The sequence below is a fragment of the Paenibacillus humicola genome (genome assembly GCF_028826105.1).
Lineage (GTDB): Bacteria > Bacillota > Bacilli > Paenibacillales > Paenibacillaceae > Paenibacillus_Z > Paenibacillus_Z humicola.
On sequence record NZ_JAQGPL010000001.1, the window covers coordinates 1,596,277 to 1,613,522 of the forward strand.

The 17,246-nt window shown below is 57.8% G+C and carries 15 protein-coding genes and 1 tRNA gene; 15 read left to right on the top strand and 1 reads right to left on the bottom strand.

The genetic code is table 11. From position 1 onward, the window contains the following. The first annotated feature begins 22 nt into the window (after window positions 1-22). From PD282_RS07460 to PD282_RS07515, 12 genes are all read left to right on the top strand, one after another. Window positions 23-1,036 (top strand): zinc-binding alcohol dehydrogenase family protein, encoded by a 1,014-nt coding sequence (locus PD282_RS07460; protein ID WP_274649726.1) that lies wholly within the window; start codon window positions 23-25, stop codon window positions 1,034-1,036. A 353-nt stretch (window positions 1,037-1,389) separates the two neighbouring features. Next, window positions 1,390-2,145: a phosphate ABC transporter ATP-binding protein PstB gene (gene pstB, locus PD282_RS07465; protein WP_274649727.1), complete on the top strand. Its 756-nt coding sequence runs from the start codon at window positions 1,390-1,392 to the stop codon at window positions 2,143-2,145. A 26-nt stretch (window positions 2,146-2,171) separates the two neighbouring features. Beyond that, window positions 2,172-2,831, top strand: a complete 660-nt coding sequence (phoU, locus tag PD282_RS07470) for a phosphate signaling complex protein PhoU (protein ID WP_274655086.1) — start codon at window positions 2,172-2,174, stop codon at window positions 2,829-2,831. A 184-nt stretch (window positions 2,832-3,015) separates the two neighbouring features. Then, complete coding sequence (locus PD282_RS07475) at window positions 3,016-3,993, top strand: phosphate ABC transporter substrate-binding protein PstS family protein (protein WP_274649729.1); 978 nt, start codon at window positions 3,016-3,018, stop codon at window positions 3,991-3,993. Between the two features lie 131 nt (window positions 3,994-4,124). Next, window positions 4,125-5,024: a phosphate ABC transporter permease subunit PstC gene (pstC, locus tag PD282_RS07480; protein WP_274655088.1), complete on the top strand. Its 900-nt coding sequence runs from the start codon at window positions 4,125-4,127 to the stop codon at window positions 5,022-5,024. Next, entirely contained in the window at window positions 5,021-5,908 is an 888-nt protein-coding gene (pstA, locus tag PD282_RS07485; protein ID WP_274649730.1) for a phosphate ABC transporter permease PstA, read from the top strand. Before pstC ends, pstA begins: the two co-directional genes overlap by 4 nt. Before the next feature lie 15 nt (window positions 5,909-5,923). Next, entirely contained in the window at window positions 5,924-6,682 is a 759-nt protein-coding gene (pstB, locus tag PD282_RS07490) for a phosphate ABC transporter ATP-binding protein PstB (RefSeq protein WP_274655089.1), read from the top strand. Between the two features lie 277 nt (window positions 6,683-6,959). Next, a complete protein-coding gene (polA, locus tag PD282_RS07495) occupies window positions 6,960-9,620 on the top strand; it encodes a DNA polymerase I (RefSeq protein ID WP_274649732.1) in 2,661 nt (886 codons plus the stop codon). Window positions 9,621-9,827: 207 nt separating this feature from the next. Beyond that, complete coding sequence (gene mutM, locus PD282_RS07500; protein WP_274649734.1) at window positions 9,828-10,667, top strand: DNA-formamidopyrimidine glycosylase; 840 nt, start codon at window positions 9,828-9,830, stop codon at window positions 10,665-10,667. A gap of 160 nt (window positions 10,668-10,827) precedes the next feature. Next, entirely contained in the window at window positions 10,828-11,526 is a 699-nt protein-coding gene (gene ytaF / locus PD282_RS07505; protein ID WP_274649736.1) for a sporulation membrane protein YtaF, read from the top strand. Window positions 11,527-11,558: 32 nt separating this feature from the next. Continuing rightward, on the top strand, window positions 11,559-12,155 hold the full coding sequence (coaE, locus tag PD282_RS07510) for a dephospho-CoA kinase (RefSeq protein WP_274649738.1): 597 nt from the start codon (window positions 11,559-11,561) through the stop codon (window positions 12,153-12,155). Then, entirely contained in the window at window positions 12,152-12,724 is a 573-nt protein-coding gene (locus PD282_RS07515) for a lytic transglycosylase domain-containing protein (RefSeq protein WP_274649740.1), read from the top strand. Before coaE ends, PD282_RS07515 begins: the two co-directional genes overlap by 4 nt. A 72-nt stretch (window positions 12,725-12,796) precedes the next feature. Here PD282_RS07515 and PD282_RS07520 read toward each other — a convergent pair whose 3' ends face one another. Then, window positions 12,797-13,015, bottom strand: a complete 219-nt coding sequence (locus tag PD282_RS07520; protein ID WP_274649741.1) for an alpha/beta-type small acid-soluble spore protein — start codon at window positions 13,013-13,015, stop codon at window positions 12,797-12,799. Window positions 13,016-13,123: 108 nt separating this feature from the next. Here PD282_RS07520 and nrdR point away from each other — a divergent pair, with 108 nt between their 5' ends. From nrdR to PD282_RS07535, 3 genes are all read left to right on the top strand, one after another. Further along, window positions 13,124-13,603, top strand: coding sequence for a transcriptional regulator NrdR (gene nrdR, locus PD282_RS07525; protein ID WP_274649743.1), 480 nt, complete (start codon window positions 13,124-13,126; stop codon window positions 13,601-13,603). A gap of 49 nt (window positions 13,604-13,652) precedes the next feature. Continuing rightward, a tRNA-Ala gene (locus tag PD282_RS07530) sits at window positions 13,653-13,728 on the top strand. 804 nt (window positions 13,729-14,532) lie between these two features. Next, the gene (locus PD282_RS07535) at window positions 14,533-16,992 is read left to right on the top strand and encodes a pectinesterase family protein (RefSeq protein WP_274649744.1); all 2,460 of its coding nucleotides are present in this window, start codon (window positions 14,533-14,535) and stop codon (window positions 16,990-16,992) included. Window positions 16,993-17,246 lie beyond the last annotated feature (254 nt).

A 17,246-nucleotide genomic window follows, 5' to 3' on the forward strand; every position in this document is an offset into this window, starting at 1 on the left:
ATGGAGAAGGAGGAAGCAGGCGATGAAAACGATCGTATGCGAGCGGCCGGACCGGTTTGTTTTGACGGAGACGGATGCGCCTGTGCTTGGGCCCGGGGAAGCGCTCGTGCGGATTCGAAGAATCGGCATTTGCGGCACCGATCTGCACGCTTATAAAGGGAATCAGCCGTTTTTCGAATATCCGCGCATTCTCGGCCATGAGCTGGCCGGCACGGTGGAGCGCATCGAAGGTGAGACGCACGGGCTGCGGGAAGGCGACCAGGTGGCCGTAATTCCCTATCTGGCTTGTGGAACGTGCGCGGCTTGTCGTCTGGGCAAGACGAACTGCTGCTCAAGCCTGCAGGTTCTCGGCGTCCACTGCGACGGCGGGATGCGGGAGCGGATCGCGGTGCCGGCGACTCACCTGATCAAGACGGCCGGGCTGACGCTGGATCAGTCGGCGGCGCTCGAGCCGCTGGCGATCGGCGCCCACGCCGTGCGCAGGGCGGATCCGCAGCCGGGCGACAGCGTGCTCGTTATCGGCGCCGGCCCGATCGGGCTCGGCGTGATGGCCTTCGCCAAACGCCGCGGGGCGCGCGTGCTCGCGATGGACATCAACGAGGAGAGGCTGCGCTTCTGCCGCGAATGGGCCGGCGCCGACGAGATCGTAAATGCGCTGAACGACCCGGCGGGCAGACTTGCGGAGCTGACCGGGGGCGAATTCCCCGCCATCGTCTTCGACGCGACCGGCAGCAAGCGCTCGATGGAGGCGGCATTCGGCTATACGTCGCACGGCGGCAAGCTCGTTTATGTCGGGCTCGTGCGGGCGGACCTGTCGTTCAGCGACCCCGAATTTCATAAACGGGAGCTGACGCTGCTAGGGAGCCGCAACGCCACGCCGGAGGATTTCGGCACGGTCATGGACGCGCTGCGCGGCGGCGCGGTCGACGTGGACCGGTATATTACGCACCGCTCCCCGTTCGAAGAGATGATCGGCCGCTTCGAATCGTGGCTGAAGCCCGAAACCGGCGTCATTAAAGCGATGGTCGAGCTCTGACGGCCGTAGGCCGCCGCGGAGCGGCCGCATTTGTATAGAACCTGTGCCGAAGCCGCTAGCGCAGCCGGCATAATACAAGACAGTCCTTTCGACTTCATATCATCCTGTTTTCCGAACGTAAGCCCGTCCGACGGCGACTCAGCGCCGATGGACGGGTTTTTTACTATGTAGAAAGGGTAAATTCGCCGTGCTTTTTTCTATTGGACCAAGAGAAGAAGCCTGCTCCGCCGCCAGCCGGCAAAATTAACATTTCATTAACAATCCGCGAGCACGGACTTTACACTCCGAAACTATACTGGAGTCGGATTCGATAGATTCGCCGGACTTTGTCCGCATACTCGGAGGAAACCGTCATGCAGCCTTTAATTCAGATCGAACGACTGAACCTCTATTACGGAACCTTCCATGCGCTCAAAAATGTATCGATGGAAATCGGGAAAGAAGCGGTTACGGCATTCATCGGTCCTTCGGGCTGCGGCAAGTCGACGCTGCTGCGGACGCTGAACCGGATGAACGATATGATTCCCGGCACGAGAATCGAAGGCAAGGTCGCCGTCGGCGGCACCGACATTTATGCAAAGGACATGAGCGTGGAGACGCTTCGCAAAAGGATCGGCATGGTGTTTCAGCAGCCCAACCCTTTTCCGAAATCGATTTACGACAACGTCGCTTACGGTCCGCGCCTTCACGGCGTGCGGAGCAGGCGGGAGCTCGACGAAATCGTCGAGAAGAGCCTCCGCTCGGCGGCGCTTTGGGAGGAAGTGAAGGATTACCTGAAACGCTCGGCGCTCGGCCTGTCGGGCGGGCAGCAGCAGCGTCTGTGTATCGCCCGCGCGCTCGCGGTTGAGCCGGACATCCTGCTGATGGACGAGGCGACCTCCGCGCTCGATCCGATCTCGACGCTGAAGATCGAGGAGCTCGCCCAGGAGCTGAAGGACCGTTACACGATCGTCATGGTTACGCACAATATGCACCAGGCGGCGCGGGTTTCGGACCAGACGGTATTTTTCCTGAACGGGGAAGTCATTGAATATTCGGATACCGAGAAGCTGTTCTCCACTCCCAGGGACCAGCGGACCGAAGATTATATCAGCGGCCGGTACGGTTAATAGAAAGGAAGGCGGATGCGGGAATGATGACGGCAAGAAAAGAATTCGATCACGGGCTTGACGAGCTGAAGGCCAACATCGTCGAAATGGGCAAAAGGGTCGAAAACGCCCTCGGAAGCTCGATGCTGGCGCTGCAAAACATGGATACGGAAGAGGCGAGGCGAATCGTCCAGGAGGACCGGGAGCTCAACTCGATCGAGGAGAAAATTTCCGAGCTCGGCTCGAGGCTGATCGCCACGCAGCAGCCGGTCGCGAAGGATTTGAGACGCATTCTCGTCGCCTTCAAAATCGCAAGCGACCTCGAACGGATGGGCGACCTGTCCGTCGACATCGCCAAATCGGCGCTCCGGCTCGAAGGCCAGACGCTGATCAAGCCGCTGATCGATCTGCCGCGCATGGCGCACATCGTGCAGACGATGATTGACGAGTCGATCCAGTCGTTCGTGCAGGAAAATGTCAATATGGCGTATAAGGCGGCGAAGGACGACGATCTGGTCGACGCGCTGTACAGCCAAATTATTCGCGAGCTGTTCGCGCTGATGATGGAAAATCCGAAGACGATTTCACAGGCGAACGTGCTCAGCTTCGTCGGCCGTTATATCGAACGGATCGCCGACCATGCGACGAATATCGGCGAATCGGTCGTCTACCTGGTGACGGGAAAGAGGCCCGACCTGAACTCGTAGACGGCCGCGGCAGGAAGCCGGGAATCAACGCTGCTGCTGACCGGAGACGAACCGTTAACGATTCGACGAATTTTTTGCATTCCGTTAACATTACGAAAATATCAGATTAATACCTCGCCTTTACAATAGGACTTGTCAGTAAACAATACAAATACCGTGAAAACGGGGAGGAGAAACCAGAGAAATGAAGAAGACGTTGTTACTCATTGCAGCCATCGTGCTGGCGGTCGGGCTTGCGGCATGCGGCTCGAAAACGAACAACAGCGGAACTACAGGCGGGTCTACGTCGACGAATACACAAAACGGAGGCGGCGACAGCACAGCCGGCGGCGGAAGCGCGGCGGACTCCGGCACGAAGCTTTCCGGCTCGATTCTGGCGGCGGGTTCGACGGCGCTGCAGCCGCTCGCCGAGCAGGTGTCGAAGGAATTTATGGCCGAACCGGACTACAGCGGCATTACGGTTCAGGTTCAAGGCGGCGGCAGCGGTACCGGCCTTACGCAGGTGGCCGGCGGACAAGTGCAGATCGGCAACTCCGACATTTTCGCCGAAGAGAAATTCAAGGATGCCGACGCCGATCAAGCGAAGGCGCTGGTCGACCACACGGTTGCGGTCGTGGCGATGGCGACGGTTGTGAACAAGGATGTCACGGTCGATAACCTGACGAAGCAGCAGCTGGTCGATATTTTTACCGGCAAAGTGACCAACTGGAAAGACGTCGGCGGTCCGGATGAGAAAATTACGCTCGTTAACCGCCCTTCCAGCTCCGGTACGCGCGCCACGTACGAAAAATTCGCGCTCGGCACGAAATCCGAAGACATCCCCGGTTCGATTCAAGAGGATGCGTCCGGTACGGTCAAGAAACTCGTTTCCGAGACGAAAGGCGCGATCGGCTATTTGGCCTTGTCGTATTTGGACGATTCGGTCAAAACGGTGAAATACGAAGGCGTCGATCCGACGGAAGACAATGTTATCACGGGGAAATATCCGGTATGGGCTTACGAGCACATGTACACGAAAGGCGAGCCTGCGCCGGAAGTGAAAGCATTCCTCGATTATATGATGTCCGATAAGATTCAAAACGGCGATGTCGTGCAGCTGGGCTACATCCCGGTCACGAAAATGCAGGTTAAACGCGACGCGGCGGGCAGCGTATCGAAATAAGCCGGCGAGCAGTCGAATCACGATAAGTACGGCCCAAGAGAGGCGGAGCTTGATCTGCCTCTCCTTGGCTATGTAGAGGAGAGGGTGCCATGGAACGGCAGGCGATCAGCAAGCATCAGGCGCGGAAGGAGATGGAGGTGTCCGGCCGCAGCAGCTTTAAACCGCATATCGTCGAGGAATGGGTCGGCAAAGTGTATACGATCCTATGCGTTTTTGTCCTGGTCGTAACCATTGCCGCGATGGTCTATTTCGTCGCTTCGCGCGGATTAAGCACCTTTATCACGAACGGAGTCAGCCTAGCTGGACTGCTGTCGGGACTGAAATGGGATCCGGACGGCGATCCCGCGCTGTTCGGCGCGCTGCCGTTCATTTTCGGCTCCTTCGCCACTTCGCTTCTCGCGGCAGCCATCGCCGCGCCGCTCGGCTGCTGCGCCGCCGTATTCATGACGCAAATTTTGCCGGGAGTCGGCAAGAAGTTCATGCAGCCGGTGATCGAGCTGCTGGCCGGCATCCCTTCGGTCGTATTCGGCTTCGTCGGACTCAGTATCGTCGTTCCGGTTCTGCGCGCGGTATTTCCCGGCCAGGGGATCGGCATCGCCGCAGGCGCGATCGTGCTGTCCATCATGATCTTACCGACGATCACGACCATAGCCGCCGATGCGCTCGCCTCGCTCCCTTTCGGTCTTCGTGAAGGCTCCTTTGCGCTTGGCGCCACCCGATGGCAGACGATCTGGCGCATCGTCATTCCGACCGCGCTGCCGTCGCTCCTGACAGGCGTCGTGCTCGGGATGTCGCGGGCGTTCGGCGAGGCGCTTGCCGTCCAGATGGTGATCGGCAACGCCCCGCATATTCCGCGTTCGCTGTTCGAATCGGCCTCGACGCTGACCAGCGTCATCACGCTCGATATGGGCAATACGATCATGGGCTCCGCTCACAATAACGCGCTCTGGTCGCTTGCGCTCATCCTGCTGCTGATGACGTTCGTGTTCGTCTTTGTCGTGCGGATGCTCGAAAGGAGGAGCGTACGATGAACGCCAAACTCGCCGACCGCATCGCCACGGCCGTCATATACGCCATCTCCGGCCTGATCGTATGCGTGCTGCTCGGGCTGCTCGGGTATATCGTCATTCGCGGCATCGGCCATATCAGCTTTCATTTTCTGACGGCCGAACCGGAGACGATCAAAGCCGGAGGCGGCATCGGACCGCAGCTGTTCAACTCCGTCTTCCTATTGTTCCTTACGATGGTCATTACCATTCCGATCGGACTCGGCGCCGGCATCTATATGAGCGAATATGCGAAACCGGGCCGGATAACGGACGGCATCCGCCTCATTGTCGAGGTGCTGTCGTCTTTTCCGTCGATCGTCGTCGGCCTGTTCGGCCTTCTGGTCATCGTCAACGTGTTCGGGCTCGGCTTTTCGCTTCTGTCGGGCGCACTGGCGCTTGCGGTATTCAATCTGCCGCTGATGGTGCGGCTTACGGAGCAGGCGGTCCGCGGCGTGCCGCGCGAGCAGAAGGAAGCGAGCCTCGCGCTTGGACTCTCACGCTGGAAAACGATCGTATCGGTTATGCTGCCGATCGCCATGCCGAATATCGTCACCGGGACGATTCTGGCCGCCGGCCGCGTCTTCGGGGAAGCCGCCGCGCTGCTGTTTACGGCCGGGATGAGCTCGCCGCGGCTCGATTTTACCGATTGGAACCCGCTCAGCCCGTTTTCGCCGCTCAATCCGATGCGCCCCGCCGAGACGCTGGCCGTCCATATTTGGAAAATCAACAGCGAGGGGCTGGCCCCGGACGCCTCGCAAATCGCCGCGGGCGCGTCGGCGGTGCTCATTCTTATGGTGCTGCTGTTCAATCTCGGCGCACGCTGGATCGGCAGGCTGCTGTACCGCAAATTTACCGCTACGAAGTAGGAGGAAGCCGACATGATGAGACACGGCGGACTGGCCGTCCGAAAGCTTGGCGTCTATTACGGGGATAAACAGGCTATCAAGGACGTGTCGCTGGATTTCGAGCCGCGCGAGGTAACGGCGCTTATCGGCCCGTCCGGCTGCGGCAAATCGACGTTTCTGCGCAGCCTGAACCGGATGAACGACACGATCGGCGGCGTGAGGACGACGGGGGAAATCTGGATCGACGGGGACAACATTTTGGAGCCCGGCGTCGATGTCGTGCTGCTGCGGCAGAAGATCGGCATGGTCTGGCAGAAGCCGAACCCGTTCCATAAATCGATTTATGAAAATATCGCCTTCGGTCCCCGTTATCACGGCATCCGAGACAGGAAGCGGCTCAACGCGATCGTAGAGGACTGCCTGCGGAAGGCGGCGCTGTGGGACGAGACGAAGGACCGGCTGCACCAGTCGGCGCTCGCCTTGTCCGGCGGACAGCAGCAGCGGCTTTGCATTGCGCGCTCGATCGCGGTCAAGCCGAAAATCATCCTGATGGACGAACCCGCATCGGCGCTCGATCCGGTTTCGACGGCCAAGGTCGAAGAGCTGATCGCCGAGCTGAAGCGGGAATACTGCATCGTCATCGTCACGCACAACATGCACCAGGCGGCGCGCATATCCGACAAAACGGCGTTTTTTTACATGGGCCGCGTAGTGGAATACGACGATACGTCCAAAATGTTCACCAACCCGTCCGAGAAAGCGACCGACGACTATATTTCCGGCCGGTTCGGCTGACGATATCGCCGTAATCTAGATCCGAAGCTCGTTCGACGGGCTTCGGATTTTTTGCATTAGTTCGTTTGAAGCTGCCGGAATATGCCGCGATGGGCTTCAAGCCGCATTTTGAGCGCGTTTTTGGAGTCTGCGAGAAGCAGATCGGGATATCAGCGGCGTGGGCAGATTCATATTAGGAGATTTTTGTCAGGATCGAGCCCGGCTCCTCTTATGGGAACCCTGTCCGCTTTATGCTATGATAGACCGTAGGAAATCAAAGGTGAGGTGGGCCTTTTCGATGGATAAATGGATCCTGATCGACGGGAACAGTATTGCCAACCGGGCGTTCTACGCCATGCCGCCGCTGACGAACTCGGCCGGCCTGCATACGAACGCGGCGTACGGCTTTACGACGATGCTGCTCAAGCTGCTGGAGGAAGAGAAGCCGACGCACATGCTCGTCGCGTTCGATGCGGGCAAAGTGACGTTCCGGCATGAGGGCTACGGGGACTACAAGGGCGGGCGCGCCAAGACGCCGCCGGAGCTGTCCGAGCAGTTCCCGGTCATCAAGGAGCTGCTGAACGCGTTCGGCATCGCGCAGTTCGAGCTGCCGGGCTACGAGGCGGACGACATTATCGGCACGCTGACGCGGCTTGCCGACGAACGGAAAGTGGAGACGCTCGTCGTGACCGGCGACAAGGACATGCTGCAGCTCGCCTCCGAACAGGTGACGATCGCCCTGACGCGTAAGGGCGTCAGCGAAGTGGAGCGGTACGGCCCGGCCGAAATCGGGGAGAAATACGGCTTGACACCGCTGCAGATCATCGATCTGAAAGGGCTGATGGGCGACCAGTCCGACAACATTCCCGGCATACCGGGCGTCGGCGAGAAGACGGCGCTGAAGCTGCTGGCCGATTACGGCACGGTGGAGGACGTGCTCGCGAACAGCGGCAGCCTGAAGGGTAAAATGAAAGAGAAGGTCGAAGCCCACAAAGAAGACGCATTGATGAGCAAGAAGCTGGCGACGATTTACCGCGAGGTGCCCCTCGAAGGCAAAAGCGAGGAGCTGGCCTACGGCGGCTATGATCGAACGGCGCTGGCCGAAGCGTTCCGCAGGCTGGAGTTCAAATCGCTGACGGAACGGCTGGAGCTGCCGGAGGCGGGCGCCGATGCCGCTGCCGGGGACGCTTCCGCCGCGGCGCAATACGAGGTCGTGCCGGCGTCTTCGCTGTCGGCCGGGGAGCTGCGGGAAACGCTCGCGCAGGCGGAGAGCGTCTACATCGAGGCGGCGGGCGAGAACCCGCACCACGCGCAGCTGCTCGGGCTTGCCGTCGCAGCCGGGGACCGCGTCGTGACGCTGACCGGCGGCGAGCTGCTCGCTGCCGCCGGAGAGCCGGTGAGGAAGTGGCTGGCGGATGCCGGCGCCCCGAAAATCGGCTACGATCTGCACAAGTCGGAGCTGGCGCTCGGATGGCTCGGCATCGAACTGCAGGGGATGTCGTTCGACGTGCTGCTTGCCGCCTATTTGCTCGATCCGACCGAATCGAACCAGACGATCGCGTCGCTGACGCAGCGTTATCATCTGCCTGCCGTGCCTTCCGACGAGGCGGTATACGGCAAAGGAGCGAAGTTCCAAGTGCCGGATGCGGACAAGCTGGCCGCTCACCTTGCCGCCAAAGCGGATGCGGTCCGGCGGCTGGCCGCGCTGCAGCAGGGCGATCTGGCGAGCGGAGCGATGGACAAGCTGTATTATGAGCTGGAGCAGCCGCTTTCCGCCGTTTTGGCCGGGATGGAGAAGCAGGGCATCCGGGTGGACGCCTCCGCCCTGGAGGAGCTCGGCAAAGAGCTCGAACGAAACATCGCGCAGTACATGAGCGACATCTACACCCATGCCGGCATGGAATTCAATATCAATTCGACGAAGCAGCTCGGCGAGGTGCTGTTCGAGAAGCTCGGCCTGCCGGCGCTGAAAAAGACGAAAACCGGCTATTCCACCGATGCCGATGTTCTGGAAAAGCTGGAGCCTTACCACGAGATCGTGAAGCTCATCCTGCACTACCGCCAGCTGTCGAAGCTGCAGTCGACCTATATTGAAGGGCTGCTGAAGGAAATCCGCAAGGAGACGGGCAAGGTGCACACCTATTACCGGCAGACGATCGCGGCGACCGGCCGGCTGTCCAGCCAGTTTCCGAACCTGCAGAACATCCCGATCCGGCTCGAGGAAGGACGCCGCATTCGCAAAGCGTTCGTGCCGTCCGAGCCGGGCTGGTACATCCTGGCCGCGGACTATTCGCAGATCGAGCTGCGCGTGCTGGCGCACATTTCGGGCGACGAGCGGCTGAAGGAAGCTTTTCTGCAGGATATGGACATCCATACGAAAACCGCATCCGACGTATTCGGCGTGCCGCCCGAGTCGGTCGACGCCAACATGCGCCGCCAGGCGAAAGCGGTCAATTTCGGCATCGTTTACGGCATCAGCGATTTCGGCTTGTCCAACAACCTCGGCATCACCCGCAAGGACGCCGCCAAATTTATCGAGCAGTATTTTGAGGCGTTCAAGGGCGTCCGCGCTTACATGGACAACATCGTCATGCAGGCCCGGCGAGACGGCTATGTCACGACGCTGCTCGAGCGCAGAAGGTATTTACCGGAAATCAAAGCGTCCAATTACAATCTGCGCTCATTCGCGGAGCGGACCGCCATGAACACGCCGATTCAAGGCACGGCGGCTGATATCATCAAGCTGGCGATGGTTAGAATGGATGAAACGCTGAGCGAACGCGGGCTGCGGAGCCGCATGCTGCTGCAGGTGCACGACGAGCTTGTATTCGAGGTGCCGGAGGACGAGCTGGACACGATGAAGACGCTCGTGCCCGAGGTAATGGAGCGCGCGCTGAAGCTCGACGTGCCGCTGAAGGCGGACGTTCATTACGGCGTGAACTGGTACGAAGCAAAGTAGAGCATCGCGGGCCGCAATCCGTTATAATAGATTTTGATTACAGATAGCCGCAAGTGAAAGCCAGCTATCGGGAGACCGCAGCTGCGGTCGATTCCCGGCAAGAGGTCTATAACGAACGATCCGGCTGCATCGCCGCAGCCTTTCTTTTTTTGTTTTTCTAACAAACGATTCTGCCGCCCGGGCAGAAGTGTATCAGGAGGTGCAGGGATGCCGGAATTGCCCGAGGTTGAAACCGTCCGCAGGACGCTGAACCAGCTTGTGGCCGGAAAACGGATCGAGCGGGTGACCGTTTCGCTTCCGCGGATCCTTCAGCGTCCGGCCGAGCCGGAGCAGTTCGCCGCCGCCCTGGCCGGACGGACGATCGAAACGGTGGAGCGGCGCGGCAAGTTTCTCCGCCTGATGCTGGACGGGCTCGTGCTCGTCTCCCATCTCCGCATGGAAGGCCGGTACGGCGTCTACGCCAAGGACGAGCCGGTCGAACCGCATACGCACGTTATTTTTCATTTCGACGACGGCACCGAGCTCAGGTACAAGGATGTCCGCCAGTTCGGCACGATGCATCTGTTCGCGCCCGGAGAAGATTTGCAGCAGAAGCCGCTGAACAAGCTCGGCATCGAGCCGCTGGAGGACGGATTTACGCTGCAGACGCTTAAGCGGGCGCTTGCCCGCCGGACCACGAAAATAAAGCCGCTGCTGTTAAACCAGGCATATATCGTCGGACTTGGCAATATTTATGTCGATGAAGCGTTGTTTACGGCCGGTATCCACCCCGAGCGGACGGCCGATACGCTGAAGCCCGCCGAATGGGCGCGGCTGTACGACGCGATCCGGTCGACGCTCGCGCGCGCCGTCGATGCGGGCGGGTCTTCGATTAAGTCTTATGTCAACGGTCAAGGCGAAATGGGCATGTTCCAGCACGAGCTGCTCGTTTACGGGCGCGGCGGCGAGCCCTGCAGGCGATGCGGCGCGGCGATCGAGAAGCTCGTCGTCGGAGGACGCGGCACTCATATCTGCGTTAAATGCCAGCGTCCTTCCCGCAGGCGGTAAGGCCAAGCCGGCGCCGAATATCGTGCACGGGAGCGGAGACCATGCATATGATGTACCAATCATGCTGGATAGGCGAATGTACCGGGTAACCGCATGCGGGTCTTTTTTGCCGGCTGCATGGCCGGGATACCCTCTTCGCCTTCATGGGAGGGACACATCATTGCTTGCACATGCCGCTTCACTGCTTCTGCTTGCGTTTGCCGTCAGTCTTGACGGCTTCGGCGTCGGGGTAACTTACGGGCTCCGCCGGATACGCATACCGGTTCTGTCCGTCATTATCATTGCCTGCTGCACCGGATTTGTTGTCTGGATCTCCATGCAGATCGGCACCGTGCTGAGCGGTTACATGTCGCCGCGCGTGGCGAAATGGATCGGCGCCGTCATCCTGATGGGGATCGGCTGCGGAGCGATCGTTCAATGGTGGCGCAGGCGCAGCGATCGCGGAGAGGAAGACAAGGAAACGGCGACGGCCGATCCCATGACGGTCGCTGCGGCCGACCGCCAATCGACGGCGGCCAAAACGCTCGTTGTCCTCGAATGGAAACGCCTGGGACTCGTCATTCAAATTTTGCGCAAGCCGCAAATCGCCGACGTCGACAAGTCCGGCATTATTTCGGCATCGGAGGCGGTGCTGCTCGGCTTCGCGCTGTCGATCGACAGCTTCGGCGCCGGACTGGGCGCCGCGATGCTCGGCTTCTCTCCGCTGCTGACGGCTGTCGTGATTTCCACGGTCAGCGCGCTTTTCCTGCTTGCGGGCTTGCGGGTCGGGTTCCGCTTCGCTGCGCTGGAAATCATGAAGGCCCTGTCCGTTTTGCCGGGAATTTTGCTGATCGTAATGGGTATGATGAGATTATTGTGAATTTTTTTGACACGAATGGTTGAGGTGAGCGGATGAAACTCGGTTTAACGGGCGGCATCGCCTGCGGAAAAAGCACCGTTTCCGCCATGCTCGTCCAGCGCGGAGCGAAGCTCGTCGATGCCGATCAGGTGGCCCGGGAAGTCGCTCTTCCCGGCGAGCCTGCGCTGGCCGAAATCGCGTCCGAGTTCGGACAAGCCGTGCTGAACGAAGACGGCACGCTGAACCGCGGCGCGCTCGGATCGGTGGTATTCGGCGACAAGGAACGGCTCGGCAGGCTGGAATCGATCCTTCATCCTGCGATTCGCAGGCGAATGCGGGAGACGATCGAGCGATATGCGGAAGAGGATCCGAAAGGGCTGATCGTAGCGGATATCCCGCTTTTATACGAAACGGGACAAGCCTCCGTGTACGACGCCGTACTGGTGGTCTATATTAATCGAGAGCAGCAAATCGAGCGGCTGATGGCGCGCAGTGGAGTAACCCGAGAGCAGGCGGAACAACGGGTCGCGCTGCAGCTGGATATCGAGGAGAAAAAACGGCGGGCCGATTTTGTCATCGATAACAGCGGCAGCCTGGAAGATACGGAACGTCAGGTCGAGCGGTTTTGGCGGGAACAAAGGCTGCCATGAAACAAGGAAAGCCGGTGCGAAAGCGCGTGTTTCTGCTCCTCGTGCTTACGCTGCTGGCTCTGATGTTTTGGCGTTCGGATTGGCTCGGCAAATGGATGTATCCCATTCATTACCGCGACGATATTCGGATCAGCTCGGAAAATTACGGCCTCGAGCCGCACTTGGTCGCCGCGATTATCCGGGTCGAAACGAATTACAATACCGGTTTGCAGTCGAAAAAAGGGGCCCTCGGCATTATGCAGATGATGCCCGATACGGCGGAATGGATCGTGCAGCAGGGCAAATTTTCAAATATCACCCCTTCGATGCTGTCGGAGCGGGCGGATATCAGCATCGAGATCGGGGCATGGTATTTACATTCGCTTCATCAGCAGTTTGGCGGCAATATGATTGCGGCGATTGCCGCTTACAATGCCGGACCCGGGGCGGTGAACCGCTGGATTTCCGACGGCACGTGGGACGGGCGGATCGAAACCGTCGACCGGCTTCCGTACGGGGAGACGCGGCACTATATACAGCGTGTCGTTTATTATTATAATAAATATAAGAAGCTATACCCTGAATTTTAAACGGTAAACGGGAAGAAGCTCCGGTCAGTCATTCATGACTGAACCGAAGCTTCCGGTATTAAGCCTTGGGCATTATTTGAACTGGCCTGCAAGGGATTGCTCAGCGATTTGGACCAGCTTGCGAGTGATGTAACCCCCGAGGGAACCAGCATCACGCGTAGCCATGTTACCGTAGTAACCGTCCTGCGGGATAGCGATGCCAAGCTCTTGAGCGACCTCATATTTCATTTGATCCAGAGCTGCGTTGGCTTGCGGTACAACCAGTTGGTTGCTGCTGCGGTTTTGGCTCATTTTCTTTCACCTCCTTGCGGTTGGTAACTGTATTATGTGCGAATGTTTCCGTTTCATGAGAGGAATTCGCTGGAATTTTTCGAAGAGATGATGGAGGGCTGCAAAACGATGAAATGTCCGTACTGCGACTACGCGGGAACGAAAGTGCTCGACTCCAGACCCGCGAACGAAAATAAATCGATTCGCCGCCGCCGCGAGTGCGAGAAATGCACGCGGCGCTTCACCACCTTCGAAATGGTGGAAGAAACGCCGCTCATCGTCATTAAAAAGGACGGCAGCCGGGAGGAGTTCAGCCGCGAGAAGGTGCTGCGCGGCTTGATCCGAGCCTGCGAGAAACGCCCCGTACCGGTCGAGGTGCTGGAGGTCATCGTCTCCGAAGTCGAGAAAGAGCTGCGCACGACGGCCCAGGCCGAAATCGAAAGCCGCGAAATCGGCGAGCTCGTCATGGAGCAGCTGTATCCCGTAGACGAAGTGGCTTACGTCCGGTTCGCTTCCGTTTATCGGCAATTCAAGGACATCGATATGTTTATGAAGGAACTGAACCACCTGCTCACCAGACATCCGATCAGCGGCGGCAAAAAAGATTGACATGGCTGCCGCTGGCGTGGTATTATCTTTCATGTCGCCAACAAAACACGGGGATTTAGCTCAGCTGGGAGAGCGCATCGCTGGCAGCGATGAGGTCAGGGGTTCGATCCCCCTAATCTCCACCATTACCGAAATGACACCCTCTTCTGAGGGTTTTTATTTTGCCTTTTTATGATTAGACTATGTGCGAAAAAATGCAAACATGGGTTTTGAGTAACTGTAGTGCTAACATGGAACCTATAGGCGAATTATTCGTTTGTGTTAAAATGGATTCATAGCAAATAGGTGAATCTCATGACAACAGCCGAAATGAAAATAATATCGATGGTATGGATGAATATATTAAAAAAATTAGTGCGGAGCCGCGTGGAAAGTCCTTAGAGTTCTTATATAAGGCAGGCATCGTAGATAAGGACGGTAAGCTTACACCGCAATATCAAGAAAAATGATGGTTCCCAATTTGCCCAATTTTGTACTTGGCTTTCACGGCTGCGATAGAGCTGTTGCTAAAGGAATACTCCTGCATGAAAATAAAATACGTTCAAGCGACGATGATTACCATAGCAAATCCTTGCATCTTAGAGATGATGGTCCATACGGCATCATCTCTTTTTTTGTCTTTCATTTCAACGACTTCGAATAAGTAAGGCTTGATACTCATTTGCCAAGAAGATCATCATGTTGACGGACGATCTGGAATAAGCCTTATATGAGCTGAGCTAATCGTTGTCCCGATAGCGTTGGCGCTGTAAGTAATGTGCAATCATGAAAGCGCATTAAAATGTGAAGGGGGGTGTCCAATAAGGAAGATATAACGACCGATTTGCTGCGAGATCGTGAAGGTGAAAAAATCTCGATCGCACCGCAGCTGCAGCAAGCGGATCGTTCAGCAAACCAATCCAATTATGAAGTGAGGAGATTCAGCCGGAATGATAAAAAAACCCCATTTGCTGTGGCTGTCAATGGTTCTGGGAACGTTCGTATTGATTGGCTTCACGGCTTCGTTCGGATCGGACGGAGAAGCATCCGCTGCGGAGCCTTCGGCAGAAGAACCGGCCGGCTATACGTACGATTACCTCGTGGACGGCTCCCTGCCGGCGGATATACCCGCAGAGAAGAAATACAAAACGATCCAGGCGGCTTATGCAGCCGCTCCCGCAGGGACCGAGCAGCATCCGACCGTGATCGGCATTATGCCGAACGTGTATCATATTCAGGGGACGCCGACCGAGACCGGTTTGAACATCACCAAGAACTACATTACACTGCTCGGACTGACCGACGACCGCCGGAAAGTCGTCCTGGCCGATAATCGCGGCAACAAGCAAGGAGCCGGCACGGACACGGAAACGAACAACGGTTATGTCGTCATCGTCAAAGCGAACGGCTTTACGGCCAAGAATCTTACGTTTCTGAATTATACGAACATGGATTATGAGTATCCGGGCGACCCGAGTAAAAACTTGAAAAAGCGCTCGGATGTCGAGACGCAGGCGGTTGCGCTGCAAGCGTCCGGCGACAAGCATGTCTATGAAAACGTGGCTTTTCTAAGCCGGCTGGATACTCTTTTCCTGCAAACGACTCGCGCCTATTGCAAAAACTGCTACCTGGAAGGTACGGCCGACTTCCTCGGGGGCGGAACGATCAGTGTATGGGAGGACTCCGAGATCCACTTCGCACACGGCTACGGGCCGGTCATGGCTGCATCGGGCGTCGTATTCATCCATACAAAATTCACATCGGATCACGGTGTCGGCTTCTACAAAGGGTTTTCGAATCCGGTGGCGCTCATCGACTGCACCTTACCGGTGTTTACGCCGGCCACTCCGAACGTATGGGGCACGACAACTCCGATCATCCGAAATAATTTGTATTCGCTTACTTATCATACGAAGGACACCGCCGGCAACCCGGCGCAATTCGTAGACAGCCTTCAAGGCGAGCCGGCCAACAATACGTCCAGAGAGCTGTCGGACGAGGAAGCGCTGGCGTTTAATCCGTGGAACCTGCTCCGGGCAACGCCAACGGGCGCGGCGGACGACTGGGACCCGGCGGGCGTGAAGGAGAAATACGCGGATCAGGGCGACCTGATTTTCAGAATGGCGATCACGAACGGGACGCAGTCGATCCGTACGGGCGATGCGGGCGTGAAGCTTAAAGCCTCCGTTTCGCCGACTCGGGCACCCGACCAAACCATCGCCTGGTCCACGGATTCGGACCTGATTAAGCTGAGCTCCACGACAGGGCCGGAGATTACCGTTACCGGCAACAACCGGACGGAAAATGCCGAATATGTGACCGTCCGCGCGACGGCCGTGAACGGCTTCTATGTCACGGCGCATATTTATGTCGAGCCGGAATATATCGATCCGCCGACATTAGCCGCCCCGCCGGTTGTGGAAGCGCCGTCGGACGGCAAAGTCCGCGTCGACTACACATTAGACAATTTGGGCGACAAACAGGATCAATCCGTCATCACGTGGTATATCAGCGACGACGCCAATGGAACGAACGCGAGAGAGGTTGCGACGAGCCGGGGGGATGTGCCGCTGAGGGAGTATACGCTGACACCGGGCGATGTCGGCAAATATATCCGGGTGGGCGTGGAGCCCAAGCATCAAATCAGCGTTCCGGGTCCTGCGGTATTTGCCTCGGGAACTCGCCCGATCAAGCCGTCGGATCTGTTAACGCTGGACGTATCCCCGAACTTCCGGAACTTCGTGACCGCTGCGAATGATACGTATGTAAGCGGTTTATGGACCGTTGACGGCGACTGGACATCGATGACCGGCGGCAATCTGGTGAATGGGTACGGCGTTAGAGCGGCATCGCAGGGCGCGGCGCTGTATTACCAGCAGGACAAGAAATTCGGCAACATAGAGATCAACGCGATGCTGACGCCCGAAAAAACGGGAGGGCAGGGCTTCGGGAGCCCCGGCTCCGGCAGCGATGCGGACGGCGTTCAAAATGCGGATATTTTTATAAAATACGATCCGCGCACCGAGACCGGATATTCGCTGCGATTTTGGAGAACGACGGAGTCCGCGGAGAAGGTTAAATTCCAGCTGTACAAAATCGACAAAGGGATCGGCATGCCGATCAGCGATACGCAAGTGTTGACGGGCGTATTGAAGCCGAATACGTATGTGGATCTGAAAGTCATCGGCAATATGTTTACGGTAACCGGATATAACGATGCGGACGACGAAGTGCTGTCGCTGCAGGAGAAAATCGTTCCGAACCGTTTTGGCGGGGCCGGCATTCAATGGTCGGGTACGGTCAAAAGCGGGAACAGTCTGGTGATCAGCCAATTTGACATTACGTATCCTAAGCCGGGAAAAGCCGGCCATCCCGGAAATCCTTACGGAACTCCCCCGACAAATACCTGAACGGCTCCGGCCGGCAAATGAACGTCGCCTTCCGGCTTCAATTGAATCGAAAGAGAGAGACAAGGGCGGAATCTGCCGTCTGCCGCGACCATGAAGCGACAGCTTCAAATTCAAGCTTCATTTCAGCTTGCTGCGGATTCAGCCGAAAACCCTCCCGGGCCGTGGGCCGGGAGGGTTTCATGGGATGGACAGCTCTTTTTGGCTGCCGGTGCGAAATGTGTTTTCTGTGATCTTACGATGAAGCTCCGGAAACG